This is a genomic window from Pseudomonas sp. F9001 (assembly GCF_013385435.1).
GTDB lineage: Bacteria > Pseudomonadota > Gammaproteobacteria > Pseudomonadales > Pseudomonadaceae > Aquipseudomonas.
Map to the genome: position 1 here is coordinate 36,009 of NZ_JACAPX010000036.1, position 24,080 is coordinate 60,088.

General features: G+C 61.0%; 24 protein-coding genes and 1 pseudogene. 9 read left to right on the forward strand and 16 right to left on the reverse strand.

Annotated features, from left to right (window positions below):
* Positions 1 to 101 precede the first annotated feature (101 nt).
* The 7 genes from tauD to HX818_RS26570 form a co-directional block, all read right to left on the reverse strand.
* Entirely contained in the window at positions 102 to 938 is an 837-nt protein-coding gene (tauD, locus tag HX818_RS26540) for a taurine dioxygenase (RefSeq protein WP_003213162.1), read from the reverse strand.
* A 21-nt stretch (positions 939 to 959) separates the two neighbouring features.
* Entirely contained in the window at positions 960 to 1,796 is an 837-nt protein-coding gene (tauC, locus tag HX818_RS26545; RefSeq protein ID WP_003213163.1) for a taurine ABC transporter permease TauC, read from the reverse strand.
* Positions 1,793 to 2,572 carry a taurine ABC transporter ATP-binding subunit gene (gene tauB / locus HX818_RS26550; protein ID WP_023659332.1) on the reverse strand — a complete coding sequence of 260 codons (780 nt, stop codon included), beginning with the start codon at positions 2,570 to 2,572 and terminating at the stop codon, positions 1,793 to 1,795. The genes tauC and tauB overlap by 4 nt, the downstream gene beginning before the upstream one ends.
* A gap of 18 nt (positions 2,573 to 2,590) precedes the next feature.
* Positions 2,591 to 3,568 carry a taurine ABC transporter substrate-binding protein gene (gene tauA / locus HX818_RS26555; RefSeq protein WP_177021020.1) on the reverse strand — a complete coding sequence of 326 codons (978 nt, stop codon included), beginning with the start codon at positions 3,566 to 3,568 and terminating at the stop codon, positions 2,591 to 2,593.
* A 261-nt stretch (positions 3,569 to 3,829) separates the two neighbouring features.
* Entirely contained in the window at positions 3,830 to 5,413 is a 1,584-nt protein-coding gene (gshA, locus tag HX818_RS26560) for a glutamate--cysteine ligase (RefSeq protein ID WP_008435798.1), read from the reverse strand.
* Positions 5,414 to 5,627: 214 nt separating this feature from the next.
* Positions 5,628 to 6,011 (reverse strand): PaaI family thioesterase, encoded by a 384-nt coding sequence (locus HX818_RS26565; protein ID WP_003213170.1) that lies wholly within the window; start codon positions 6,009 to 6,011, stop codon positions 5,628 to 5,630.
* Positions 6,011 to 8,335: a Tex family protein gene (locus HX818_RS26570; RefSeq protein ID WP_102367889.1), complete on the reverse strand. Its 2,325-nt coding sequence runs from the start codon at positions 8,333 to 8,335 to the stop codon at positions 6,011 to 6,013. The genes HX818_RS26565 and HX818_RS26570 overlap by 1 nt, the downstream gene beginning before the upstream one ends.
* Positions 8,336 to 8,692: 357 nt before the next feature.
* On the opposite strand from HX818_RS26570, the gene ompR reads away from it, so the two are divergent.
* Positions 8,693 to 9,433, forward strand: a complete 741-nt coding sequence (gene ompR, locus HX818_RS26575; RefSeq protein ID WP_003213175.1) for a two-component system response regulator OmpR — start codon at positions 8,693 to 8,695, stop codon at positions 9,431 to 9,433.
* 116 nt (positions 9,434 to 9,549) lie between these two features.
* Positions 9,550 to 10,863 (forward strand): ATP-binding protein, encoded by a 1,314-nt coding sequence (locus tag HX818_RS26580; RefSeq protein ID WP_003213176.1) that lies wholly within the window; start codon positions 9,550 to 9,552, stop codon positions 10,861 to 10,863.
* Between the two features lie 124 nt (positions 10,864 to 10,987).
* Here the strand turns inward: HX818_RS26580 and rimK are convergent, their stop codons facing one another.
* Genes rimK through HX818_RS26595 form a run of 3 tightly spaced genes read right to left on the reverse strand, consistent with a single transcriptional unit; the run spans position 10,988 to position 13,168 of the window.
* On the reverse strand, positions 10,988 to 11,893 hold the full coding sequence (rimK, locus tag HX818_RS26585; RefSeq protein WP_003213178.1) for a 30S ribosomal protein S6--L-glutamate ligase: 906 nt from the start codon (positions 11,891 to 11,893) through the stop codon (positions 10,988 to 10,990).
* On the reverse strand, positions 11,890 to 12,354 hold the full coding sequence (locus tag HX818_RS26590; protein WP_371132397.1) for an ATP-dependent zinc protease: 465 nt from the start codon (positions 12,352 to 12,354) through the stop codon (positions 11,890 to 11,892). The genes rimK and HX818_RS26590 overlap by 4 nt, the downstream gene beginning before the upstream one ends.
* Before the next feature lie 34 nt (positions 12,355 to 12,388).
* Positions 12,389 to 13,168 carry an EAL domain-containing protein gene (locus tag HX818_RS26595; RefSeq protein WP_177021021.1) on the reverse strand — a complete coding sequence of 260 codons (780 nt, stop codon included), beginning with the start codon at positions 13,166 to 13,168 and terminating at the stop codon, positions 12,389 to 12,391.
* Positions 13,169 to 13,284: 116 nt separating this feature from the next.
* Here HX818_RS26595 and HX818_RS26600 point away from each other — a divergent pair, with 116 nt between their 5' ends.
* Positions 13,285 to 13,692 carry a S4 domain-containing protein gene (locus tag HX818_RS26600; RefSeq protein ID WP_177021022.1) on the forward strand — a complete coding sequence of 136 codons (408 nt, stop codon included), beginning with the start codon at positions 13,285 to 13,287 and terminating at the stop codon, positions 13,690 to 13,692.
* Between the two features lie 42 nt (positions 13,693 to 13,734).
* Here the strand turns inward: HX818_RS26600 and HX818_RS26605 are convergent, their stop codons facing one another.
* Complete coding sequence (locus HX818_RS26605; RefSeq protein WP_087692726.1) at positions 13,735 to 14,535, reverse strand: phosphatase PAP2 family protein; 801 nt, start codon at positions 14,533 to 14,535, stop codon at positions 13,735 to 13,737.
* 125 nt (positions 14,536 to 14,660) lie between these two features.
* Here HX818_RS26605 and hslO point away from each other — a divergent pair, with 125 nt between their 5' ends.
* Positions 14,661 to 15,563 (forward strand): Hsp33 family molecular chaperone HslO, encoded by a 903-nt coding sequence (gene hslO, locus HX818_RS26610; protein WP_102367891.1) that lies wholly within the window; start codon positions 14,661 to 14,663, stop codon positions 15,561 to 15,563.
* A 179-nt stretch (positions 15,564 to 15,742) separates the two neighbouring features.
* Positions 15,743 to 17,284: a phosphoenolpyruvate carboxykinase gene (locus HX818_RS26615; RefSeq protein ID WP_003213191.1), complete on the forward strand. Its 1,542-nt coding sequence runs from the start codon at positions 15,743 to 15,745 to the stop codon at positions 17,282 to 17,284.
* A 57-nt stretch (positions 17,285 to 17,341) separates the two neighbouring features.
* On the opposite strand, the gene HX818_RS26620 is transcribed toward HX818_RS26615, so the two are convergent.
* Positions 17,342 to 18,193 carry a DMT family transporter gene (locus HX818_RS26620; RefSeq protein WP_087692724.1) on the reverse strand — a complete coding sequence of 284 codons (852 nt, stop codon included), beginning with the start codon at positions 18,191 to 18,193 and terminating at the stop codon, positions 17,342 to 17,344.
* A gap of 21 nt (positions 18,194 to 18,214) precedes the next feature.
* Here HX818_RS26620 and HX818_RS31560 point away from each other — a divergent pair.
* Positions 18,215 to 18,337 (forward strand): annotated as a pseudogene (locus HX818_RS31560) (outer membrane lipoprotein carrier protein LolA); the annotation flags it as partial.
* Here the strand turns inward: HX818_RS31560 and HX818_RS26625 are convergent.
* The 3 genes from HX818_RS26625 to HX818_RS26635 all read right to left on the reverse strand — a co-directional run bounded on the left by HX818_RS26625 (position 18,315) and on the right by HX818_RS26635 (position 19,741).
* Positions 18,315 to 18,668, reverse strand: a complete 354-nt coding sequence (locus HX818_RS26625; protein WP_134325549.1) for a DUF1493 family protein — start codon at positions 18,666 to 18,668, stop codon at positions 18,315 to 18,317. The pseudogene HX818_RS31560 and the gene HX818_RS26625 sit on opposite strands and share 23 nt — an antisense overlap.
* A gap of 309 nt (positions 18,669 to 18,977) precedes the next feature.
* The gene (locus HX818_RS26630) at positions 18,978 to 19,571 is read right to left on the reverse strand and encodes a putative adenosine monophosphate-protein transferase Fic (RefSeq protein WP_003213199.1); all 594 of its coding nucleotides are present in this window, start codon (positions 19,569 to 19,571) and stop codon (positions 18,978 to 18,980) included.
* On the reverse strand, positions 19,571 to 19,741 hold the full coding sequence (locus tag HX818_RS26635) for a YhfG family protein (RefSeq protein WP_003213201.1): 171 nt from the start codon (positions 19,739 to 19,741) through the stop codon (positions 19,571 to 19,573). Before HX818_RS26635 ends, HX818_RS26630 begins: the two co-directional genes overlap by 1 nt.
* Positions 19,742 to 19,950: 209 nt before the next feature.
* Here HX818_RS26635 and HX818_RS26640 point away from each other — a divergent pair, with 209 nt between their 5' ends.
* From HX818_RS26640 to HX818_RS26650, 3 genes are all read left to right on the forward strand, one after another.
* On the forward strand, positions 19,951 to 21,888 hold the full coding sequence (locus HX818_RS26640) for an ATP-dependent DNA helicase RecQ (RefSeq protein ID WP_177021023.1): 1,938 nt from the start codon (positions 19,951 to 19,953) through the stop codon (positions 21,886 to 21,888).
* A gap of 114 nt (positions 21,889 to 22,002) precedes the next feature.
* A complete protein-coding gene (locus tag HX818_RS26645) occupies positions 22,003 to 22,860 on the forward strand; it encodes a M15 family metallopeptidase (protein ID WP_003213205.1) in 858 nt (285 codons plus the stop codon).
* A 60-nt stretch (positions 22,861 to 22,920) separates the two neighbouring features.
* Positions 22,921 to 23,352 carry a thioesterase family protein gene (locus HX818_RS26650; protein WP_003213207.1) on the forward strand — a complete coding sequence of 144 codons (432 nt, stop codon included), beginning with the start codon at positions 22,921 to 22,923 and terminating at the stop codon, positions 23,350 to 23,352.
* A gap of 165 nt (positions 23,353 to 23,517) precedes the next feature.
* Here the strand turns inward: HX818_RS26650 and HX818_RS26655 are convergent, their stop codons facing one another.
* Positions 23,518 to 24,000 (reverse strand): glycine zipper domain-containing protein, encoded by a 483-nt coding sequence (locus tag HX818_RS26655; RefSeq protein ID WP_008435777.1) that lies wholly within the window; start codon positions 23,998 to 24,000, stop codon positions 23,518 to 23,520.
* Positions 24,001 to 24,080 lie beyond the last annotated feature (80 nt).

Here is a 24,080-nt window from a genome sequence, read left to right on the forward strand (position 1 = left end):
GGGCTTGCTCGCGAAAGCGGAGTGTCAGTCACTGGATATGTCGACTGATTCACCGCTTTCGCGAGCAAGCCCGCTCCCACATTTGATTTGTGGTGTGCCTGCTAGAACGGCACATCTCCAAGAATCGTCGCCCGATGCATCACCCGCCGCTGCGGCCGGTAATCATCCACCGCGTAATGCTGGGTCACGCGGTTATCCCAGAACGCCACGTCATTTTCCTGCCAACGCCAGCGAATGGTGAATTCCGGCCGTGTTGCATGGGCAAACAGCAGCTTCAACACCACGTCGCTTTCCGCCGGCTCCAGTTCGTTGATCTTGCTGGTGAACCCCTCGCTGACGAACAGCGACTTACGCCCGCTCACCGGGTGCGTACGAATCACCGGGTGAGACAGCGGCGGGTTCTTGCGCCGGGCTTCTTCCCAGCGCGCCAAATCTTCCGGCGTGTTGCCGTAACGCTCCAGCGGGAAGGAGCGGGTGAAGTCATGGGTTGCCGTCAAACCGTCCAACAGCTTCTTGAACGGCTCGGACAACGCCTCATACGCGGCAATCCCGCTGGCCCACAACGTATCGCCACCAAACTCCGGCAGCAGCTTGGCGCTCAGTACCGCACCGAGGGCCGGGGTGGGCAGGAAGGTCACGTCGGTGTGCCAGATGGCGTTGTCGCGCACGTCGGTCACGGCGGTGTCGAGGATCAGCACTTCAGGCTGCTCCGGCACGTTGGGGTAGATCGGGTGAATGTGCAGGTCGCCGAAATTCGCCGCGAACCGCGCCTGTTGCTGCGGGTTGATTGGCTGGTTACGGAAGAACAGCACCGAATGCTTGAGCAGCGCCTGTTCGATGGCGTCGCGGTCTTCAATGTTCAACGGTTGGGTGATGTCGACGCCACTGATCTGGGCGCCAAGGGCGGTGCTGAGAGGTGTTACGGTCAGGCTGCTCATGGGATTCTCGTCGAAAATTTTTCAGTGTGCCTGGCCATGCCACGGCACCAGTTTGCGCTGCAGGGCACGCAAGCCCATTTCCATGGCGAAGGCGATCAGCGCGATCACCAGAATCCCCAGCACCACCACGTCGGTGACCAGGAATTGCGCGGCGGACTGCACCATGAAGCCCAGGCCGCTGGTGGCCGCGATCAATTCTGCGGCTACCAGGGTCGACCAACCCACGCCCAGGCCAATCCGCACGCCGGTGAGGATGTCGGGCAGGGCGCTCGGCAGGATCACATGGCGAATCAGTTGTGCCCGGGTAGCGCCCAACGACTGCGCGGCGCGCAGTTTGGCCGGGTCGACGGTACGTACGCCGGTGGCGGTCGCGATGGCGATCGGCGCAAAAATCGCCAGGTAGATCAGCAACACCTTGGACAGCTCGCCGATGCCGCACCAGATCACGATCAGCGGCAGGTAAGCCAGCGGCGGGATCGGGCGGTAAAACTCGATCAGCGGATCCAGAATGCCCCGGGCGATGCGGTTGGAACCGATGGCAATCCCCACCGGCACAGCGGTCAGCACGGCAAAGCCGAGGCCCAGGCCGATGCGCTTGAGGCTCGCGCCCAGGTGCTGCCACAGGGTGGAATCCATATAGCCGGTGGTCGCCAGCAGCCAGCCTTTTTGCAGCACGGCCGAAGGCGGTGGCAGGAACAGCGGCTCGATCAGCCCGCTGGCGGTCACGGCCCACCAGATGGCAACCAGGGTCACCAGGGTCAGCACGCTGATCCAGCGGGTGCTCAGGCTGCGGCGTACGGGCACGACGGGTTTGCTCGCCGGCTTGGTGGCCGTGGCCGGTAATTCGTAACTGCTCATGCGGACACCTGCCGTTGGGAGAACACCTTGCCCAGCACGTGTTCGCGGGTTTCGATAAAGCGCGGGTCGGACTTGATCGCGCGTGCCGACTCACCGGCGGCGTAGCGCTGGCCGAAGTCCAGGCTCAGGCGCTCGACGATCTGGCCGGGGTTGGGCGCCAGCAGAATCAAATCCGTGGCGAGGAACACCGCTTCTTCGATGTCGTGGGTAATCAGGAATACCGGTTTGGCCGTGCGCCGCCAGACTTGCAGCAACAGCTCCTGCATCTGTTCGCGGGTGAAGGCATCAAGGGCGCCGAAGGGTTCGTCCATCAGCAGTACGCGGGGGTCGGCAGCCAATGCACGAGCCAGTCCGACACGTTGCTTCTGGCCACCGGAGAGTTGCCAGATACGACGGCTGTCGAAACCGGCGAGGTCCACCAGGGCGAGCATTTCCCGGGCGCGGATTTCCCGCTGGTCCTTGGGCACGCCTGCCAACTCCAGGCCGAAGCCGACGTTGGCCAGCACGTCCTGCCAGGGCAGCAGGGCGTCGTCCTGGAACACCACGCCGCGTTCGGCGCTCGGTCCTTTTACCGGCACACCGTCAAGGGTGATGCGCCCGGCGCTGGGTTCGACAAAGCCGGCAATCAGGTTCAACAGCGAAGTCTTGCCACTGCCGGAAGGGCCGAGGGCCACCAGCAATTGCTGGGGCCCAAGGCTCAGGGAAATATCTGCCAGCACTGGCTCCGGGCTGCCTGGGTACTGTGCGCTGATGCGCTCCAGTTGTAGCAAGGCCATCGCGGTTAACTCCTGGTATCAGTTAGTGATGAACTTCGGGCTGACGTACGGGGCGTAGTCCGGCAGTACGGCGTCGACCTTGCCTTGTTCCTTGAGGAATGCGGCGGTGTCGGTGACAGCCTTGGTGGTCGGTGCGCCGAGCAGGGCGACCTGGTCAGCCGCCAGCGGGTAGACGTTGCCTTGCAGCAGCAGCGGAATGTCGCTGGCCTTGGCCCCGGAGAGCTTCACCAGTTTGTCGACGTTGCCTTTGTCAGCCAGCCAGGCTTGTGGGTCTTTGCGGTAAGCGGCGTAGGCATCCAGGGTGACCTTGGCAAAAGCCGTGACGATTTCCGGGTGCTTCTCGGCGAAATCCTTACGCACGATCCAGGCATCGAAGGTCGGCGCGCCGAACTTGGCCAGTTCGCCGGAGGTGATCAGCACCTTGCCGTTTTCCTTGGCCACGCCAAGCGCTGGGTCCCACACGTAGGTGGCGTCGATATCACCACGTTTCCAGGCGGCGATGATGGCCGGCGGGGCGAGGTTGAGGATGGTCACTTTGGACGGGTCGATGTTCCAGTGCTTCAACGCGGCCAGCAGGCTGTAGTGGCCGGTGGAAACGAATGGCACGGCGACTTTCTTGCCGATCAGGTCCTGCGGGCTGTTGATCCCGGAACCGTTGCGGGCCACCAGGGCCTCGGCCCCGCCGATCTGGGTGGCGATCAGGAAGGTTTCCACCGGAACCTTGCGGGTCACGGCAGCGGTCAGCGGGCTGGAACCGAGGTAGCCGATCTGCACGTCACCGGAAGCGATGGCGGCGATGATGTCGGCACCGTTGTCGAATTTGCGCCAGTCGATCTTGGCGTTGGTGGCTTTTTCGTACGCGCCGTCGGCCTGAGCGACTTTCGCCGGGTCAACGGTGGTCTGGTAAGCGATGGTCACGTCGGCGGCCTGGGCAAACAGGCTGGCACCGGCCAGGGACAACGCCGCCAAGAGGCGAAGGGGGAAGTGCAGTTTCAAGGGGGAAGTCCTCATCAGGCGGCCGGAGGTCGGCGTGCGAGAAGACTAAATGATCTAAGAATCCGAAAATAAATAACATTTTCGAATTAGCTTATGAGGAGAAACTCGCGCGCCAGGCTAGAAGGCGCATAGGCCAAATGTGGGAGCGGGCTTGCCTGCGATAGCATCGACTCGGTACTGATGAAATACCGCGGCGCCTGCATCGCGGGCAAGCCCGGCTCCCACAAGAGCCCGGCCCCCACAGGGTTTTGTGTCAGGCTTTTAGTTGCTGATGGCGAGGATGCTCGCCTGGTACGACCCGACAAACACGTCAAAATCACCCACTTCGTTCTGCTCAAGCTCCGCCTGCTGCGCCAGCGAACTGCGCGCCAGCTCCTCAAAGCGTGCCTGTTCCTCAGCCTTCAACGGCTCGCTGCGGAAGTACTCCGCATGCACCTGGCTCTGATGCAGCGAGAACTGCGCAAAGCTCTCTTTACGCTCGCTCATCGCCGCGAGCACCTGGGCCGACGGGGTCAGGGACGAATCCTTGACCTTCGCCAGCTGCGCGTCCAGCGCCTGGCTGTGTTCATTGATGCCCTGGCTCTGGTCCAGCATCGCCGCCAGCGGAGCAATCTGCTCCAGCAGCTCTGCCGCCCATTCCTTCATGTCCACCGATTCGCCACGGCGCTGCAATTGCAGGCCCGGACGGCGGCCTTCCTTGACCACGCTGAGGAAGTTGGAGGTGGCGTTGCCGCACTCATTGTCGGCGAACAGCGGGCTGTCATTCAGCGCGCAATACAGCAGGAACGCATCGAGGAAGCGCGACTCTTGCAAGTCGATGCCCATCGGCAGGAACGGGTTGATGTCCAGGCAACGCACTTCGATGTACTGGATGCCACGGGCCATCAGCGCCTGGATCGGCCGTTCGCCGGTGTAGGTCACGCGCTTGGGCCGGATGTTGGAGTAGTACTCGTTTTCGATCTGCAGGATGTTGGTGTTGAGCTGAACCCACTCACCGTCCTTATGGGTACCGACTTCGACGTACGGTGCGTAGGGCGTTGCCACAGCTTCGCGCAGGCTGTCGGTGTAGCTCGCCAGGTCGTTGTAGCACGGCGTCAGGCCGGCCTGGGCGTTGCTCTGGTAACCCAGGTCGCTCATGCGCAGGCTGGTGGCGTACGGCAGGTACAGGGTGTCGGCGTCCAGCACTTCGAGCTGGTGCGAGCGACCGCGCAGGAAACCCGCGTCCAGGGCCGGCGAGGCGCCGAACAGGTACATCAGCAGCCAGCTGTAGCGGCGGAAGTTACGGATCAGCGCGATATAGGCCGTGGACTGGTAATCCCGGTCGGTGCCCACAAAGCCTTCGGCTTCCTTGAGCAACGGCCAGAGGTCTTCCGGCAGGGAAAAGTTGTAGTGGATCCCGGCGATGCACTGCATGGTCTTGCCGTACCGCAGGGCCAGGCCCTTGCGATACACGTACTTGAGCTGTCCGATGTTGGAGGTGCCGTAGTAGGCAATCGGAATATCTTCCTCGGCCGGCAACGGGCACGGCATCGATGGACTCCACAGGTACTCGCTGCCGAGCTTGCTGTAGGCAAAACGGTGGATCTTGTCGAGGCTGCTCAGGGTATCGGCCGGGTTGGGCAACGCCGGCGTGATGAACTCAAGCAGCGACTCGGAATAGTCGGTGGTGATCTGTTCGTGGGTCAGTGCAGCGCCCAGGGCCTCGGGATGCGGCGTTTGTGCCAGTCGGCCTTCACCGGTGACGCGCAGGCATTCGCGCTCGATGCCGTGCAGGCATTGCTCGAGCAAAGAGAGGTGTTCGTGCTTGCCGAGCAGGGCCAGGCGGCGGTTGAGAAGTTCGCTCAAGTTGGATTCCTTCACGCGTCAGTCGCCCCAATATGGGGGTGGTCAGGACGGTCTACAAGGGTGAAGTGGAAACTGGCGTTATCGCCTGGTTTTTGAGCCGGATTGACCCACTCTGAAAGAGCCGCCCTCGTCCCTGAATCTGGCTATCGCGCACGAGGAAAAGTTCGGCGCAACTTTCGAAGCGCCGAAATTAACTCAAATCGATGACAGGGAGCTATAGGACAGCGAAGGTGCCTTGTGCTTTTGCGACCAGTTTTTCGTCCTGGTACACGTCCGCCTCGACCACCAGCGTGCGCCGGCCCGGGTGAATCACCCGGGCGGTGCACAGCACATCGCCGTCGGAAACGGCGCGGATGTAGTTGATCTTGCATTCGATGGTCGCGCTCTGCTGGTCGAAACCATGGGAGCTGGAACACGCCAGCCCCATGGCAATGTCCACCAGGCTGAAGATCGCCCCGCCATGGAGCTTGCCAGCGCGGTTGCGCAACTGCGGTTCCAGGGTCAAGGCCACCTCGGCAACACCGGTTTCCAGGCGCTGCAGGCGGCAGCCAATGAGTTCGCTGAACGCGCTGTGGGTCAAGCCGGCTGGCAGTTCCATTAACGTTTCTTCAGTTGTTTGGCGTTGGCGAACAGCGAAGCCATGGCGTTGTTGGCCGGGGCTGGCGCAGCGGTTTCCTTGCGGGGGGCGGCGCCTTGGGACTGGCGTGGCGCCGAGCCCGGGCGTGCGCCGCGGGCACCGTCGATTTTCTCGCCCGGGGTGTCGCTCATGCGCATCGACAGGCCGACGCGTTTGCGCGGGATGTCGACTTCCATGACCTTGACCTTGACCACATCACCGGCTTTCACCGCTTCACGCGGGTCCTTGATGAACTTCTCCGAAAGCGCAGAGATGTGCACCAAACCGTCCTGATGCACGCCGATATCCACAAACGCGCCGAAGTTGGTCACGTTGGTCACCACGCCTTCGAGGATCATCCCCAGTTGCAGGTCCTTGAGGTCTTCGACGCCTTCCTGGAATTCGGCGGTCTTGAACTCGGGACGCGGGTCGCGGCCAGGTTTTTCCAGCTCTTGCAGGATGTCGGTGATGGTCGGCACGCCGAAGGTTTCGTCGGTGTACTTCTTCGGGTCCAGGCGCTTGAGGAATGCGGCGTCGCCGATCAGCGAGCGGATGTCGCGGTCGGTTTCAGCGGCGATGCGTTGTACCAGCGGGTAGGCTTCCGGATGGACAGCCGAGGAGTCCAGCGGGTTGTCACCGTTCATGACGCGCAGGAAGCCGGCGGCTTGCTCGAAGGTTTTTTCGCCAAGGCGTGCGACTTTTTTCAGTGCTGCACGGGTCTTGAACGCACCGTTTTCGTCGCGGTGGGTCACGATGTTCTGCGCCAGGGTGGCGTTGAGACCGGAGATGCGGGCCAGCAGCGCAACCGAAGCGGTGTTTACGTCCACGCCCACGGCGTTCACGCAGTCTTCAACCACGGCGTCCAGGCCGCGAGCCAGTTTCAGCTGCGACACGTCGTGCTGGTACTGGCCGACGCCGATGGATTTCGGGTCGATCTTCACCAGCTCGGCCAGTGGGTCCTGCAGGCGGCGAGCGATGGACACTGCGCCACGGATCGACACGTCGAGGTCCGGGAATTCCTTGGAAGCCAGTTCAGACGCGGAGTACACCGAAGCGCCGGCCTCGGAGACCATCACCTTGGTCATCTGCATGCCTGGGTATTTTTTGATCAGCTCGGCGGCCAGCTTGTCGGTTTCACGGCTGGCGGTGCCGTTGCCGATGGCAATCAGGTCCACCGAGTGCTTGGCGCACAGGGCGGCCAGGATGGCGATGGTCTGGTCCCACTTGTTGTGCGGCACGTGGGGGTAAACCGTGGCGTGATCCAGCAGCTTGCCGGTGGCGTCGACCACGGCAACCTTGCAGCCGGTGCGCAGGCCCGGGTCGAGGCCCAGGGTCGCGCGTGGGCCGGCGGGTGCGGCCAGCAGCAGGTCGTGCAGGTTGTGGGCGAATACGCTGATGGCTTCGGTTTCGGCGCCGTCGCGCAACTCGCCCAGCAGGTCGGTTTCGAGGTGGGTGTAGAGCTTGACCTTCCAGGTCCAGCGCACGACCTCACTGAGCCACTTGTCCGCAGGACGATTCTGATTCTGGATGCCGAACTGTTGACCGATCATGCCTTCGCACGGGTGCATGGTGCCTGGCAGCTCGTCGCCGACTTTCAGCGCGGAGCTCAGGATGCCTTCGTTGCGGCCGCGGAAAATCGCCAGTGCACGGTGGGACGGCATGCTTTTCAGCGGCTCGTCGTGTTCGAAGTAATCGCGGAACTTGGCGCCTTCCTCTTCCTTGCCGGCGATTACGCGGGCACTGAGGGTGGCTTCCTGCTTCAGGTAGTTGCGCAGTTTTTCCAGCAGGTTGGCGTCTTCGGCGAAGCGCTCCATGAGGATGTACTTGGCGCCTTCGAGGGCGGCCTTGACGTCGGCCACGCCTTTTTCGGCATCGACAAAGCGTGCAGCTTCGGTTTCCGGGGCCAGGGACGGGTCGTTGAACAGACCGTCGGCCAGCTCGCCGAGGCCGGCTTCCAGGGCGATCTGGCCCTTGGTGCGGCGCTTCTGCTTGTACGGCAGGTACAAGTCTTCGAGGCGGGTCTTGGTGTCGGCGAGCTTGATGTCGCGTTCCAGCTGCGGGGTCAGCTTGCCTTGCTCTTCAATGCTGGCGAGGATGCTGATACGCCGTTCGTCGAGTTCTCGCAGGTAGCGCAGGCGCTCTTCCAGATGCCGCAACTGGATATCATCGAGGCTGCCGGTGACTTCTTTACGGTAACGGGCGATGAAGGGCACTGTGGAGCCTTCATCCAGTAGAGCGACGGCCGCTTCGACCTGTTGTGGGCGTACGCCGAGTTCCTCGGCGATGCGGCTGTTGATGCTGTCCATAAAACCACCTGAAATTCTGAAAGCAGGCTCGCAGGCCCGGAAAACAAGGCTCGCGAGGCTGGTTGAGCGGCCCGTCTGGCGCCGCTGCCTGGGTCAAGAGGCAGCCTATTGACCCTCGAAATCGAAAAAATCACTACAAGCGGGTGAAAAAAATCCCCTGGCAGTAAACGGTAACGAACTGACGTTGCCCTGCACAAAGGCGCCGCATTATAACCAGCGTTCTGCCCTTGGGGGGATTGCCGCCAAGGTTGTAGGGCGCGGGTTCGCTGGCGGTAGAGGAAAAATCTGCTAACAATGCACACGGTGCGTATAACGGCAGCTACGCCATAATGCGCGCCGAGATAAGAGGAGCATCTAATGAGCAGCACTGCACAAACTGCTGAAGGCGAAAAAATTCTCATCGTTGATGACGATCCGGGGCTGAGCAGCCTGCTGGAGCGTTTCTTCAACTCCAAGGGCTACCGTGCCCGCGCGGTGCCAAACACCGAACAGATGGACCGCCTGTTGGGACGTGAAGTCTTCAACCTGGTGGTGCTGGACCTGATGCTGCCCGGCGAAGACGGCCTGACCGCCTGCAAACGCCTGCGCGGCGCCAACAATCAGATCCCGATCATCATGCTGACCGCCAAGGGCGATGAGCTGAGCCGCATCAAGGGCCTGGAACTGGGCGCCGACGATTACCTGGCCAAGCCGTTCAACCCGGACGAGCTGATGGCACGGGTCAAGGCCGTACTGCGTCGCCAGGCCGCCCCGGTACCGGGTGCCCCAGGCAGCGAAGACGAAAGCGTGACCTTCGGTGACTACGAGCTGTCGCTGGCCACCCGTGAGCTCAAGCGTGGCGATGAAGTGCACATGCTGACCACCGGCGAATTCGCCGTGCTCAAGGCACTGGTGATGAACGCTCGCCAGCCGCTGACCCGCGACAAGCTGATGAACCTGGCCCGTGGCCGCGAGTGGGACGCCCTGGAGCGCTCCATCGACGTACAGATCTCCCGTCTGCGCCGGATGATCGAGCCCGATCCATCCAAGCCGCGTTATATCCAGACGGTGTGGGGCGTGGGTTACGTGTTTGTGCCGGATGGCACTGCAACCAAGTGACCGATGATTTGCAGAGGCGGGCGTGCCGGTGATGACTCGATAAGAGTCAGCCGGTTGCCCGGCGTTTGCAATTCTGCGAGCTTGGCTCGCTCCTGCAAGGTGTCCAGCTGTCTTTTATGAAAACCCCGTTGTGGTTCCCGCAGAGTTTCTTCTCACGCACCCTTTGGCTGGTGCTCATCGTCGTACTGTTTTCCAAGGCCCTGACACTGGTTTATCTGTTGATGAACGAAGACGTGCTGGTGGACCGGCAGTACAGCCACGGTGTCGCGCTGACCTTGCGCGCCTATTGGGCCGCAGACCCCGAGAACCGCGAGAAGATCGCCAAGGCCGCTACCCTGGTCCGGGTCGCGGGCGCGGGCGTGCCCGAGGGCGAGCAACATTGGCCCTACAGCGAAATCTACCAGCGCCAGATGCAGGCCGAACTGGGTGAAGACACCGAGGTGCGGTTGCGCATGCATGTGTCGCCGGCGCTGTGGGTGCGAGCGCCGAGCCTGGGGGAGGACTGGCTGAAAGTGCCGCTGTATCCGCATCCACTGCGGGGGCAGAAGATCTGGAACGTGCTGGGCTGGTTCCTGGCGATTGGCTTGCTTTCCACCGCGTCTGCCTGGATTTTCGTGCGCCAGCTCAACCAGCCGCTCAAGCGCCTGGTGTTTGCCGCACGCCAGCTGGGCCAGGGCCGCAGTGTGCGCCTGCCCATCAGCGATACGCCGAGTGAAATGACCGAGGTGTACAGCGCGTTCAACCAGATGGCCGAGGATGTCGAACAGGCGGGGCGCGAGCGCGAGCTGATGCTGGCGGGGGTGTCCCATGACCTGCGCACGCCGCTGACGCGTCTGCGGCTTTCCCTGGAACTGATGGGTAACCACACCGACCTTACCGACGACATGGTTCGAGACATCGAGGACATGGACGCGATTCTCGACCAGTTCCTGGCGTTTATCCGCGATGGCAGGGACGAGGTGGTGGAAGAGGTCGACCTGACGGACCTGGTACGTGAGGTGGTGGCGCCCTACAACCAGAACGGCGAGCAGGTGCGGATGCGCCTGGAACCGATCCAGCCGTTCGCGTTGCGTCGGGTTTCGATGAAGCGCCTGCTGAATAACCTGATTGGTAACGCGCTGCATCACGCTGGTTCCGATGTGGAAGTAGCAGCCTACGTTTCCGGGGATACCAGTGCGCCTTACGTGGTGCTGAGTGTCATGGACCGTGGTGCCGGCATCGATCCGGCGGAACTGGAAGGTATCTTCAACCCGTTCACCCGCGGCGACCGTGCCCGGGGTGGCAAAGGCACGGGCCTGGGGCTGGCGATTGTGCGGCGGATTGCTTCGATGCATGGCGGCAACGTCGAATTGCGCAACCGGCCGGATGGCGGCCTGGAAGCGCGAGTGCGCTTGCCGTTGGGGCTGATGTTGCCCAGGGACGCGGTCTAAATGTGGGAGCGGGCTTGCTCGCGAAGGCGGTGGGTCAGTCCATAGAAATGTCGACTGATCCACCGCCTTCGCGAGCAAGCCCGCTCCCACACTGGTTTTGCGGTGCTTTATAGGTCGGGTGTATTCAGCCCTTGCCTTTGGTGCGCGTCATATTCGGCCCACCACTCTTCTCCAGATGCTGAATGATGATCCCCGCCACATCCTTGCCGGTGGTGGTCTCAATTCCTTCCAGGCCCGGTGACGAGTTCACCTCCATCACCAGCGGCCCGTGGTTGGAGCGCAATATATCCACACCCGCCACGCTCAACCCCATGACCTTGGCTGCCCGCAGTGCGGTCATGCGTTCTTCCGGGGTGATCTTGATCAGGCTGGCACTGCCTCCACGGTGCAGGTTGGACCGAAACTCACCCGGCTTGGCCTGGCGCTTCATCGCGGCAATCACCTTGTCGCCCACCACGAAGCAGCGGATATCCGCACCGCCGGCTTCCTTGATGTACTCCTGCACCATGATGTTCTGCTTGAGGCCCATGAACGCCTCGATCACCGACTCGGCCGCAGTCGCGGTTTCACACAGCACCACGCCGATGCCCTGGGTGCCTTCCAGCACCTTGATCACCAGCGGCGCGCCGTTGACCATCTCGATCAGGTCGGGAATGTCATCCGGGGAGTGCGCAAAGCCGGTGACCGGCAAGCCAATGCCACGGCGCGACAGCAACTGCAGCGAGCGCAGCTTGTCCCGCGAACGGGCGATAGCCACCGATTCATTGAGGGGAGACACCCCCATCATTTCAAACTGGCGCAGTACCGCGCAGCCATAGAACGTCACCGAAGCACCGATACGCGGGATCACCGCATCGAAGCCTTCCAGCGGTTTGCCCCGGTAGTGGATCTGCGGCTTATGACTGGCAATGTTCATATAGGCGCGCAACGTATCGATCACCACCATCTCATGGCCACGTTCGGTGCCGGCCTCGACCAGGCGACGGGTGGAATACAGACGCGGGTTACGCGACAGCACAGCGATCTTCATGCAGCACCTGTGGCAGAGGTAGTAGAGACCGGGAACACCGGCTTGTCTTGAACGTATTTGACGCCGGGACTGACCACCAGTTGGCCGTCAATCAGGGCCTTGGAGCCCAGCAACAGGCGGTAACGCATGGCCTTGCGGCAGGCGAGGGTGAATTCCACCCGCCATACCCGATCGCCCAGGGCCAGGGTGGTGCTGATCACATACCGCACCTGGGCCTGGCCGTTGGAGCTTTTAATGGTTTTCATCGCCACCAGCGGTGCTTCGCAGCGCCGGTGACGCAGTTGCACCACGCTGCCCAGGTGCGCGGTGAAGCGCACCCACTTTGCACCGTCGCGCTCAAATGGCTCGATCTCGGTGGCATGCAGGCTTGAGGTACTGGCGCCGGTGTCGATCTTGGCGCGCAGGCCTGCCACTCCCAAGTCGGGAAGTGCCACCCACTCACGCAGACCCACAACGGTCAAATGGTCAAATGTCTTCAATATGAATAACCGGCAATTAATACGCCCAGGCGGCGGGTGATACCTCGGCCAGGGCTTTGAATGCAGGCTTGGCGAACCAGTAGCCCTGCATCAGAAATATTCCACAGTCGGCGAGAAAGTCCCGCTCGCCGGCACTTTCGATGCCCTCGGCGATGACAGTAACGCCCAACTGCTCACAGATTGTGACAATCCCCCGGACGATCACCTGACGGACACGATCACGGTCGACATCGCGGATCAGCGCCATGTCGAGTTTGATCAGGTCAGGTTGGAAATCGGCCAGCAGATTCAGCCCCGAATAGCCCGCCCCGAAATCGTCGATGGCGGTCTTGAAGCCGAATTCGCGGTATTCACGCAGAATATTCGTCAAATGGCGATAGTTATCTACATGCTCGCTTTCCAGGGTCTCGAAAATCAGCCGATCCAACGGAAAATTATGCGCGCGGGCCGCCTCCAGGGTGCTGCGGATGCACAGTTCTGGTCGATAGACCGCATTGGGCATGAAGTTGATTGAAAGGTGCGTCTGCATGTTGAGTGTCGAAGCGGTGGCGATCGCGCGGGTGCGGCATTGCTGGTCGAAACGGTAGCGATTGCTGTCGTTGACCTGATCCAGCACCGACATCGCGCCCTCACCATTCACGCCGCGCACCAAGGCTTCATGGGCAAAGATCGACTGGTTACGCAGGTCCACGATAGGCTGATACGCAAAGGCGAACTCAAAGCCCAGCGGCTCACTTTGCTGGCAGCCCGCACAGGCTTGTTTGGGCGAGGTCAGTGAAATGGGAAAGTCGGTCACACGTTAACCTCGCGAAAACAGGATGCTACCTGGCGTATCTTAGGTGAGCTCAAGGGTTTATGCGTTGAAGGGTTTCAACGGTAAAGTTGCGACATTTTTCAGAGCGAGGAATTCAAGTGGCTCAGAAGCAGGAAGAGGAAGAAACAGTCCGTTTGGACAAGTGGTTGTGGGCGGCGCGTTTCTTCAAGACCCGTGCCTTGGCCAAGGCGGCGATCGAGAGTGGCAAGGTGCATTGGCGCGGCGAGCGTTGCAAGCCCGGCAAGGAGCCACGCATCGGCGATGAGTTTCAGATCCGTGCCGGGTTTGATGAACGAACCGTCGTGGTCCAGGCGCTTTCAATTGTGCGAAGGGGCGCTCCCGAGGCGCAGGCGTTGTATACCGAGACCGAAGCCAGCATCGCCAAGCGCGAAAACGCGGCGGCCATGCGCAAGGCCGGCTCCCTGGGCATGACCACCGACGGCAAGCCAAGCAAGAAGCAGCGGCGCGACCTGTTCAAGTTTCGCGGCAGTGGCAATGATGATTAATCGGCAGACCGCAGGAGCCAGGTCGGCTCCTGCTATTTCAACTCAAACGCTGCGAATCACGCTCAAGCGATTAACCAGCGGTACTCGCCGAAACAACTCAAACACCGGGCTCGTCACTCGCACCAGCCCCCGCGAAACCTTCGCTGCAAAGGGCGTGTAGTAACCCCAGCCCAACGCCAACAGCGCCAGCAACACCCCACCGATATAATCGTCCTGCCCCCAATGCGCACCGGCCACCAGCCGCGGCATCATGAACAGCAGCGCCAAGCCCCAGATCACCAGCACCTGCCCGATCCGCTTGGCAAACACGGTCATGAACATCCCCCAGATCAGCAATACCGATGCATGATCCCCCGGGAAGCTCTGGCTGGAGCGGTCCTTCAACTCCCATGTCTTCTCCAGGCCCGGGAAATAGTCGCTCATCTGAATCGCGCCGCTGATCACCATCGACGGGCTATGGTGTTGCCAGCCCATCTGCGCCGCCAGCTTGGAAAACAGCATGCGGATAAACAGCAACAGCAGCAGAATGCCCAGGAAGCCGAAAAACGCCTGGCGCACTTCAATCGCCTTGAACACCCAGTCGCCACGGATCAACAGCGTCAGCAGAATCACCCCGACCACCGCGTCAAACGGCCGCAAACTGGCCACCGCCCATACATGCAGCCACGCGGAGCTGCTTGCCAGCGGGTCATTGAGCAGATGAAACAGCCACTCGTCGAAAACCGTGCAGAGCGCCTGGCCCGCCGGCCAGAGCCAAAAACACAGCAGCCCCACAGCGAGTAAATTACACAGGGCCAATCGACCGAGGTCCCACCTGGCTTGGAACAAACCCGGATTGTTCATAAACTGTTTCCTCTTAGCTTTAAAGCGCTTCGTTTTCCCGCAGAAGGCCGCACCAAAAAGGTGCTAAAGCGTGTAATTCTATAAACCTTGTCATCTTTTTGTCATCAATTCAGATACCCAGACCTATGACTGATCTACCGGATACCGACTTCACCCAACGCTTCATCTTCGACGACAGCGACGCCCGCGGCGAACTGGTCGCCCTGGAGCGCAGCTATGCCGAAGTCCTTGCCAAGCACCCCTATCCGGAGCCGGTCGCGCAATTGCTCGGCGAGCTGATGGCGGCTGCCTCGCTGCTGGTGGGCACCCTGAAGTTCGATGGTTTGCTGATCCTGCAGGCCCGCTCCGAAGGCCCGATCCCGCTGCTGATGATCGAATGCTCCAGCGAGCGCGAAATCCGTGGGCTGGCCCGCTACGACGCGGACCGCATCGCCGCCGATGCGACCCTGGCTGACCTGATGCCAGACGGCGTGCTGGCCCTGACCGTCGATCCGACGGTAGGCCAGCGTTACCAGGGCATCGTCGACCTCGATGGCGAAACCCTGTCCGACTGCTTCACCAATTATTTCGTGATGTCCCAGCAAGTGGGCACCCGCTTCTGGCTCAACGCCGACGGCAAGCGCGCCCGTGGCCTGCTGCTGCAACAACTGCCGGCCGACCGCATCAAGGACGAAGAAGACCGCGCCGACAGCTGGGCCCACATCACCGCCCTGGCCGGCACCCTGAAAGCCGAAGAGTTGCTGGGCCTGGATAACGAAACCATCCTGCACCGCCTCTACCACGAAGAGGCCGTGCGCCTGTTCGACGTGCAGTCCCTGCGCTTCCACTGCAGCTGCTCCCGCGAGCGCTCGGCAACTGCCCTGGTCAGCCTGGGCCTGGAAGATGCGCAGGACCTGGTGGTGGAACACGGTGGCAACATCGAGATCGACTGCCAGTTCTGCAACCAGCGCTACCTGTTCGACGCTGCCGATATTGCTCAATTATTCGCCGGCGCGGGCGTAGATACCCCTTCAGGCACCCGCCACTAAAACGTTTAAGCACAGGTAAATCACCTGACAAACGCCGGATTTCCGCCGTTCTGACCGGAGGGCCCTACTCTTTTTGGGCTTTTCTGGCATAATCCGGCCCACTTTTTTCGCGGTAGTAGTGCGCAACTTTCTACTACAAAACGTTTGGAGCACTCGGCCACTGGCCGACGGGGAACCTCATGACGCAAGCCAATAACGCCGTATACACCGATCTGAGTGTTGACGATCTGGTCAAAGAAGCCCTGCAGCGCGGTGAAGGCGTGCTTGCCGATACCGGTGCGCTGGTCGTAGAAACCGGTCACCGTACCGGCCGTTCGCCAGTCGACCGCTTCATCGTTGAAGAGCCTTCCACCCAGGCTGCCATTGCCTGGGGCCCGATCAACCGCAAGTTCCCGGCCGACAAGTTCGATGCCCTGTGGGCTCGCGTCGAGGCATTCAACAACGCGCAAGAGCATTTCGTTTCCCACGTTCACGTAGGGGCTGCAGAAGACCACTACCTGGCCGTGAAAATGACCACCCAGACTGCCTGGCAGAACCTGTTCGGTCGTTGCCTGTTCATCAACCCGGCCCAGTACAACCCGGCCGGTCGTGAAGAGTGGCAAGTGCTCAACGTGGCCAACTTCGAATGCGTGCCAGAGCGTGACGGCACCAACTCCGACGGTTGCGTGATCCTCAACTTCGCCCAGAAAAAAGTCCTGATCGCCGGCATGCGTTACGCCGGTGAGATGAAAAAAGCCATGTTCTCGGTGCAGAACTTCCTGCTGCCGGCCTCCGACGTGCTGCCGATGCACTGCGCAGCCAACATCGGCGAAGCCGGCGACGTGACCCTGTTCTTCGGTCTGTCGGGCACCGGTAAAACCACCCTGTCCGCCGACGAAAGCCGCTACCTGATCGGCGACGACGAACACGGCTGGGGCGAAGGTGTGGTGTTCAACATCGAAGGCGGTTGCTATGCCAAGTGCATCGACCTGTCCGAGAAGAACGAGCCGGTGATCTGGAAAGCCATCAAGCACGGCACCGTGCTCGAAAACGTGGTGATCGACGATGCCAAGCACGCCGACTACACCAACGTCAGCCTGACCCAGAACAGCCGCGCCGCCTACCCGCTGGAGCACGTGGCCAAGCGTTCCGAGAAAAACCTCGGTGGCGAGCCAAACGCTGTGATCTTCCTGACCTGCGACCTGACCGGCGTACTGCCGCCCGTGTCGATCCTCAGCGAAGAACAAGCGGCCTACCACTTCCTATCCGGCTACACCGCTCTGGTGGGCTCGACCGAAATGGGTTCGGGCGGCGGCATCAAGTCGACCTTCTCCACCTGCTTCGGCGCGCCATTCTTCCCACGCCCGGCGGGTGAATACGCAGAACTGCTGATCAAGCGCGTGCGCGGCTTCGGCTCCAAGGTCTACCTGGTCAACACCGGCTGGACCGGCGGCGGCTACGGCGTTGGCAAGCGCTTCAACATCCCGACCACCCGTGGCGTGATTGCAGCGATCCAGAGCGGTGCGTTGATTGGTGCCGAGACCGAGCACCTGGACACCATCAACCTGGACGTGCCATTGGCCGTACCGGGCGTCGAGACTGGCCTGTTGAACCCACGTAACACCTGGGCTGACAAGGCTGCCTACGATGAAGCGGCGAAAGCGCTGGCGGGTCTGTTCATCGAGAACTTCAAGAAGTTTGAAGTGAGCGATGCGATCAAGGCTGCGGGTCCGAAGTTGTAAGATTCGGCCGTTGTGAAAAAGCCGCCCCTAGTGGGCGGCTTTTTTGTGGGCGAAGGATCAGTCGACGAGGTGCAGAACCACGGCTCCCACTAACACCAGCACCACACCGGTCACTTGCACCGCTGACAGCCGCTCCTTGAAAAACACAAACCCCAGAATCGCGGCGATCCCACCGGACAGGGTGCTGATCACCGTCACCACGGAAACCGACCCCGCCATTGCACCCCACGAGAACGCCGAGAACCCACCCAGGTTCATCAGGCTCGCGCTGGTCAGCGTTGCGCAGTTTTTCAGCGGTGGGATTTTCAGGCCGTCTTTGATCTTAAGCACCATCAACACCAGGACGCACAGGCCAACCAAATACCCAAGCCAAAGCATCGTGACCGGGCCAAGCGTCGGCAGGGTGTAGCGGCCCTGCACCCAAAAGCTTGTGCCGTAGAGCAACGCTGCGAGCATCGCGTAGGCGATTGAGCGGCTGGAACTGTTGTGAGGGACGCCATTGTCCTTGTGAATGCTGGACAGGATCACGCCAATTACGCAGAGAGCGATGCAGCCAAGTTGGATCAGGCTGATGTGTTCGCCGCTGGCCCATGACAGCAAAGTAGTCACGACACCGTAGGACGTCACCAGCGGCGCGACAATGGCCGCTTTGCCCAGCGAGAAGGCCTTGGACAGCGCAAGGGCGCCGGAGACGGTCAGCAGGGCTGCTGCGGCTCCCAGGAGCCACACACTCAAAGGCGCCGCGAGGGATTTGACGAGGAAGGCCGGGAATATGACCAGCAGCAGGGTCATGATCAGGAAGCCCAGCGCCTGGCCGAAGTACACCGCGCGTTTGACGCCGACAGCTCGGGCGTTGAGGCCCACGAGGAAGTCCGTGCCGCCCCAGAGCAGGGCGGCCAGCAGGCCCATTAGTACGTCCATGTAAGGTCCTTGGTTGTAGGTGCGAGCTTGCTCGCGAAGGTCGTTAACGATAATGCGGGCTTTCAGGGGGAACGCGGCGCTCTCAGGTTTTTCGCGAGCAAGCTCGCTCCTACAGGTTTTCCAGGGTTTGCGTGTCCCAGCGTTGGGCCTTGATAGCCAGGTAAAGCATGCCGATGGTCAGCGGGATTTTGTCGCCGCGGCCTTTGGCTCTGTGCTTCAGGAAGACATCGAAGACGGGAGGTTGGAAATAACGATAAGCGTCGTAGTCGTTCAAGTCGACAGCGAAGTCTTGCTCCAGAGCTTCCATCAATTGATTGGCTTCGGTGCCGTCGCAGCCCAGTTCGAGGTTGATGGCGGTTTCAAGGCGCAGCGTCTTATGTTCGGGCAGGCCAATTTCTTCATGCAGCAGTTGCAGGAGCTGCTGCATCGCGATGTCTTCGGGGAAGTTGGGGGCCAGGTTCATGGTGGTTACGCGAGAGTGGGTGGAGGCGACCGACTTTATCGATGGCACCGCGATCCTTCAAACGAAACTGGTCAAATGTGGGAGGCGGGCTTGCCCGCGATGGCGGTGTTTCAGTGGTAAAGGTGTTGTCTGACACTCCGCTATCGCAGGCAAGCCAGCTCCCACATTTGATCGTTCCCACGCTCCGCGTGGGAATGCATCCCGTGACGCTCCGCGTCACCAGTGTTCATGGCTTGGGTCGTGCGCGGATGACGGGACGCGGAGCGTCCCTGGCGGCATTCCCACGCGGAGCGTAGGGAACGATCGGGGCTAGCGCGGGGTGCTGATACACCGCTCGAAAATCGCCTCCAACCCCCGATAATCGCACGCCACCGCATCGATGTTCGCCGGTATCCACGCTGCGTTCTTCACCAGCCACCAGTTCACTGAAAACCCGGCATTCACGATGATCTGCTCGAACAGAATCCGCTGCGCCCGGCCATTCCCTTCGCGAAACGGGTGGATCACGTTGAGGTCGCCATAGGCCTCGGCAATTTGCGTCACCAACTCTGCCTGCGTCACCCCGACAAACCAGTTGGCCTGCGCCATGTGCTGGATGATCTTGCTCGCCTCAGGCGGGATACGCTCCGGTGTGCAGAACAGCGTGTCGCCTTTCTGGATGTTGACCGTACGCAGTTCCCCGGCCCATTCGTAAATGTCTGCGAACAGGGTGCGGTGGATGTGTTGCAGGCGTTCCAGATCGTAGGGCGGCGGATACAGCGGAAGGCTGCCGACGGCAATTTCAGACAATTCCCGCTCGGCCTGATGCAGGCGTTCTTCGTCGAACAAATCGAGGCGGTTACGCAGGACGCTGCTACCGGGGTAGCAGTACGGGTCCTGGCCCACGCCATATTTGTCGAGCATCAGCGTGGGGTGTTGCGGTACTTGGCGAGGACGGCTTCGCGGGTCGGCAGGGGTTTGTCGACGTCGGCGGGCTGGGTGTCGAACCCTTCCAGGCGCAGGCTGGCGAGGTAGTTGGAACGACGGATCTTGTCGTAGTGATCCTGCTTTTGCTCAAACGTCAGTTCGGCCATGACAGCGTCCTCTCGGTGCGAAGGTTGATTGTAGCGCAATGAGTTTCGAGATGCGTCCCGCGTAAGGTTGGAACGATTCTTACGGGTGCCTACTCCACTTCCCAGGCTGTGTATCATCCAGACTCTTTTTTCCTTGCGACCTTTCTCGATTCGCTGAATCCGCTGGTCTATGTTTTGGGCTCGTTCAGCGGTCAATGGAGTGACAGCTTATGCACAACACCCTCCAACAGGTCTTTGGTTATCCACAGTTTCGTTTGGGCCAGGAGGCGGTGGTCAGTGCCGTGCTGGCCGGCCGTTCGGCGGCGGCGATTTTCCCCACCGGTTCCGGCAAGTCCCTGTGTTATCAACTTTCCGCTGTGTTGCTGCCGCACCTGACGCTGGTGGTGTCGCCGTTGCTGGCGCTGATGCAGGACCAGTTGGGTTTCCTGCAGCGCCACGGTATCTCGGCGGGCAGCATCGACTCGGCCCAGAGCCGCGATGATGCCAATGACGTCATGGCCCGGGCGCGTTCGGGCGAGCTGAAGATCCTGATGGTTTCCGTGGAGCGCTTGAAGAACGAGCGCTTTCGCAACTTCCTGCAAAGCGTGCCGATCTCGCTGCTGGTGGTGGATGAGGCTCACTGCATTTCCGAATGGGGCCATAACTTTCGCCCGGACTACCTGAAGCTGCCGGATTACCAACGCCAGTTCCGCATCCCCCAGGCGCTGCTGCTGACCGCCACGGCGACGCCCAAGGTGATCGCCGACATGCAGGCCAAGTTCGCCATTGCACCTGACGATGTGATTACCACCGGGTTCTATCGCTCCAACCTCAACCTGCTGGTTGAGCCCGTCAGTGGCCAGGACAAGCGACGACGCCTGGTGACGTGGATGCAGGAGCGAGCCAATCAGCCAAGCATCGTCTACGTCACGCTGCAAAAAACCGCGGAGCAGATTGCCGAGCATTTGAATCGCAATGGAATCCAGGCCGAGGCTTATCACGCGGGCCTGGCTCACGATAAGCGGGAAGCCATTCAGAAGCGATTCATGGGCGGGCAGTCCAACTGCATCGTCGCCACCATTGCCTTCGGCATGGGCATCGACAAAAGCGATATCCGCAACGTGGTGCACTTCGACCTGCCCAAATCCATCGAGAACTACAGCCAGGAAATCGGCCGTGCCGGGCGTGACGGGCAGCCGTCTGAGTGTCTGGTTCTGGCCAACCGCGACAGCCTGAATATCCTGGAAAACTTTGTGTACGGCGATACGCCGGAACAGGAAGGTATTCGCCGAGTCCTGGAGGAAATACAGGCGGTCCGTGCCGATGGACAGTGGGAGTTTATGCTCCGGTCACTGTCGGACCACAGCAACATCCGTGAACTACCGCTGAAGACCTTGCTCGTGCAGCTTGAACTTAAGGGTGTGATCGCGCCACGCTACGCGTTTTATGCCGAATACCGCTTCAAGTATTTGATTGAACCAGAGGCATTGCTGGCGCGTTTTACCGGCGAGCGGCAGCAGTTTGTCGCAGCGATTATCCAGGTCTGCAAACGGGCGAAAACCTGGGCGACGGTGGACTTCGACGCGCTGTATCAACAGCACCAGGCCGAGCGCAGCCGGGTGGTGAAGGCCCTGGATTACTTTCAGGAACAAGGCCTGATCGAGATGGAAAGCCGGCAGATGACCGAGGTTTACGCCCTGCTGAATACCGACTTCGATCCACCGGCGCTGAGCACGGAGTTATACACAGGCTTCAAGCAGCATGAGGTGACGGAGGTGGCGCGAATTCACGCCATGCTGGATCTGTTCGCGACACAGGAGTGCCTGGGTTACCGCCTGGCGCACTATTTCGGCGATGAAAACGCGCCCCGGCAGTGCGGGCACTGCTCGGTGTGCCACGGTAACGTCGCCCACTTGCCGGCGCCGCCGAGCTTGCCGCCGCTTGTGGATAAAAACTTTTTCGCGCTGTGCGGTGAATTTATCCACAGCCACCATGAATACAGCGGCGACTTGCCGAGCGCGGAGCGGCTGACACGGTTTTTATGCGGTCTCAGCGTGCCGTTGTTTACCAAGCTGAAGGCACGAGGGATTCCAGGTTTCGCGGTACTGGAGGAGTATCCCTATGCAGAGGTTCGTGAATGGGCGGAGGCAGGGTTGGAGGCACCCTGATTTCCGGTCTGGAGGGTCGCGCTTTCCCTTCCAGTGGCAGACGCCGCCGACAGCCGGACCGTGCCCGCAGGTGAGAAGGTTTGACGCTTCACTTCTTCTGCAAAGGAATTGCCCATGGCTTTTGGTTTTTCTCGTGGTGTTGTCCCCGGCGTCTTGCTGTTCGCCGGGTTGCTGGTCGCACAAGGCACGCTGGCCTCGGTCATCCCGTTGAGCGTGAATGACTGTCGGCAGATGCAGCTTCGCAACACTATCACCGCCGCCAATCCATTGCCCTGCGCACGCCTGGCGCGGGTGACGTTCAGCTATGTGGACTTTGGCGGAGTGCTGCATAACAACGGGCAGCTTGTAGTGCTGGATGCCATCGCGCCCCATGTGGAGGAGATCTTCAGGCAGTTGCTGCAACGTCGGTTCCCGGTGCATCAGGCGGTCAGGCTGGAAACCTATCGAGGCAACGACAAGGTCTCGATGGCCCGCAACAATACCAGTGGTTTTAATGGGCGCCAGGTCAGTGGCGCTTCGGGGTGGTCGCTGCACGCCTATGGCGCCGCAATTGACCTTAACCCTCTGCAAAACCCATTCGTTTTGTTCGGGCGTAACCCGCGAGGTGAATTCACCGGCCAGGCCACTGTTGAGCCCAGGGCAAGTACCGCAAATGCCGTTAACCGCCTGGATGCCCGCCCCGGCAAGCCGGCGCGCCCTGGCCGGGCAGAAGAGGTGATTGACCTGTTCGCCGAACACGGCTTTTTGACCTGGGGTGGTTATTGGGATTTTCCGCTGGATTACCAACACTTCCAGATCGGCCGGCGTTCGTTCGTGGAGTATCTGGCGCGGGTCACGCCGCAGCAGGCCAGCGCTGCAGTCGAGACCTATATCACCGCCTATCGCCAGTGCCTGCAGCAATCGGCCGAGACGGATCAAGCGCTCAAGCGTATGGCGTGCGTCCAGCAAACGATTGAGCAAAGCCCAACCTAGGCTTGCGGGTAGTGCTTGAACCCAGTATCAAGAGAGCCTCCTCCTGCCCGGGTTTTACCGATGACCAACGCCATGCCACAACGCGCCGATTACCGCCACTTCCAGCCGATCATCACGCGCTGGCACGACAACGATGTATATGGCCATGTGAATAACGTCACCTACTACAGCTTCTTCGACACCGCGGTGAATACCTACCTGATCGAGCAGGGCGGGTTGGATATTCATGACGGCGAAGTGGTTGGGTTTGTGGTGAGTTCGGCGTGCGACTACTTCGCCTCGATTGCCTTTCCGGACCGCATCGAGATCGGCCTGCGGGTGGGCAAGTTGGGCAACAGTTCGGTGCAGTATGAGTTGGCGGTGTTCAAGGCGGGAGAAGAAGATGCCTGTGCTGCGGGGAGGTTTGTGCATGTGTTTGTGGATCGGGCGTCGAACCAGCCGGTGACGATCCCGGGGATGTTGCGCGAGGCGTTACAGCGATTGGTGATCTGAATACGATCTGCGAAGCAATGAAAGTCAAATGTGGGAGCGGGCTTGCTCGCGAAGGCGTTGTATCAGTCGCCGGATGTATTGGCTGATACAACGCCTTCGCGAGCAAGTCGAATCGTCGCACCGCCGCTCCCACATTAAACCCGCGTTGTTCTTTCGATTCGCGCGTTACCGGTGGTGGCGATAGTGATGCTTGTTTTTGCGATGCCCATAAGCATGGCCGCGCCCGCGATGGTCGTCGCGGTCATAGCGGCGGTTATCGCGCCCACGGTAACGACGATCATCGTCATCGCTCTTGTTGCCCATGTAGTTGCCCAGTGCGCCACCGGCGCCACCGCCGGCTGCTGCGCCGATCAGGCTGCCGGTGCTGCCGCCGACACTGCGACCCACCACGTTGCCGCCGGCCGCGCCCAATGCGCCGCCAATGGCTGCTTCACCGCGGCTGCGCTTGTCTGCGCCCACCGCACTGCCGCCCGCGCCGCCGAGTGCTGCACCAATCGCCGAGCCGGTGTTACCGCCCAACTGCTGACCTACGACAGAACCTAGAACCCCGCCCAATGCGCCGCCCACACCGGCTTCGGTGGTGCCACCGGCCATGGCTGCGCCACTGACCAGGCCAAGGGACAACAAGAGAATCGAGGAGAACTTCATAGAGGAACCTCAAGAGGATGACGGCGCGATCCTGAGGTTGTATCGAGACGGTGACAATCGAAACCCGACCAGTGGTATGG

Coding starts and splice junctions, on each gene's coding strand:
- tauD (WP_003213162.1), bottom strand. CDS start 938: ATGAGCAGCCTGACCGTAACACCTCTCAGCACCGCCCTTGGCGCCCAG.
- tauC (WP_003213163.1), bottom strand. CDS start 1,796: ATGAGCAGTTACGAATTACCGGCCACGGCCACCAAGCCGGCGAGCAAA.
- tauB (WP_023659332.1), bottom strand. CDS start 2,572: ATGGCCTTGCTACAACTGGAGCGCATCAGCGCACAGTACCCAGGCAGC.
- HX818_RS26565 (WP_003213170.1), bottom strand. CDS start 6,011: ATGGAACTGCCAGCCGGCTTGACCCACAGCGCGTTCAGCGAACTCATT.
- HX818_RS26570 (WP_102367889.1), bottom strand. CDS start 8,335: ATGGACAGCATCAACAGCCGCATCGCCGAGGAACTCGGCGTACGCCCA.
- ompR (WP_003213175.1), top strand. CDS start 8,693: ATGAGCAGCACTGCACAAACTGCTGAAGGCGAAAAAATTCTCATCGTT.
- HX818_RS26580 (WP_003213176.1), top strand. CDS start 9,550: ATGAAAACCCCGTTGTGGTTCCCGCAGAGTTTCTTCTCACGCACCCTT.
- rimK (WP_003213178.1), bottom strand. CDS start 11,893: ATGAAGATCGCTGTGCTGTCGCGTAACCCGCGTCTGTATTCCACCCGT.
- HX818_RS26605 (WP_087692726.1), bottom strand. CDS start 14,535: ATGAACAATCCGGGTTTGTTCCAAGCCAGGTGGGACCTCGGTCGATTG.
- hslO (WP_102367891.1), top strand. CDS start 14,661: ATGACTGATCTACCGGATACCGACTTCACCCAACGCTTCATCTTCGAC.
- HX818_RS26615 (WP_003213191.1), top strand. CDS start 15,743: ATGACGCAAGCCAATAACGCCGTATACACCGATCTGAGTGTTGACGAT.
- HX818_RS26620 (WP_087692724.1), bottom strand. CDS start 18,193: ATGGGCCTGCTGGCCGCCCTGCTCTGGGGCGGCACGGACTTCCTCGTG.
- HX818_RS26625 (WP_134325549.1), bottom strand. CDS start 18,668: ATGAACCTGGCCCCCAACTTCCCCGAAGACATCGCGATGCAGCAGCTC.
- HX818_RS26630 (WP_003213199.1), bottom strand. CDS start 19,571: ATGCTCGACAAATATGGCGTGGGCCAGGACCCGTACTGCTACCCCGGT.
- HX818_RS26635 (WP_003213201.1), bottom strand. CDS start 19,741: ATGGCCGAACTGACGTTTGAGCAAAAGCAGGATCACTACGACAAGATC.
- HX818_RS26640 (WP_177021023.1), top strand. CDS start 19,951: ATGCACAACACCCTCCAACAGGTCTTTGGTTATCCACAGTTTCGTTTG.
- HX818_RS26645 (WP_003213205.1), top strand. CDS start 22,003: ATGGCTTTTGGTTTTTCTCGTGGTGTTGTCCCCGGCGTCTTGCTGTTC.
- HX818_RS26650 (WP_003213207.1), top strand. CDS start 22,921: ATGACCAACGCCATGCCACAACGCGCCGATTACCGCCACTTCCAGCCG.
- HX818_RS26655 (WP_008435777.1), bottom strand. CDS start 24,000: ATGAAGTTCTCCTCGATTCTCTTGTTGTCCCTTGGCCTGGTCAGTGGC.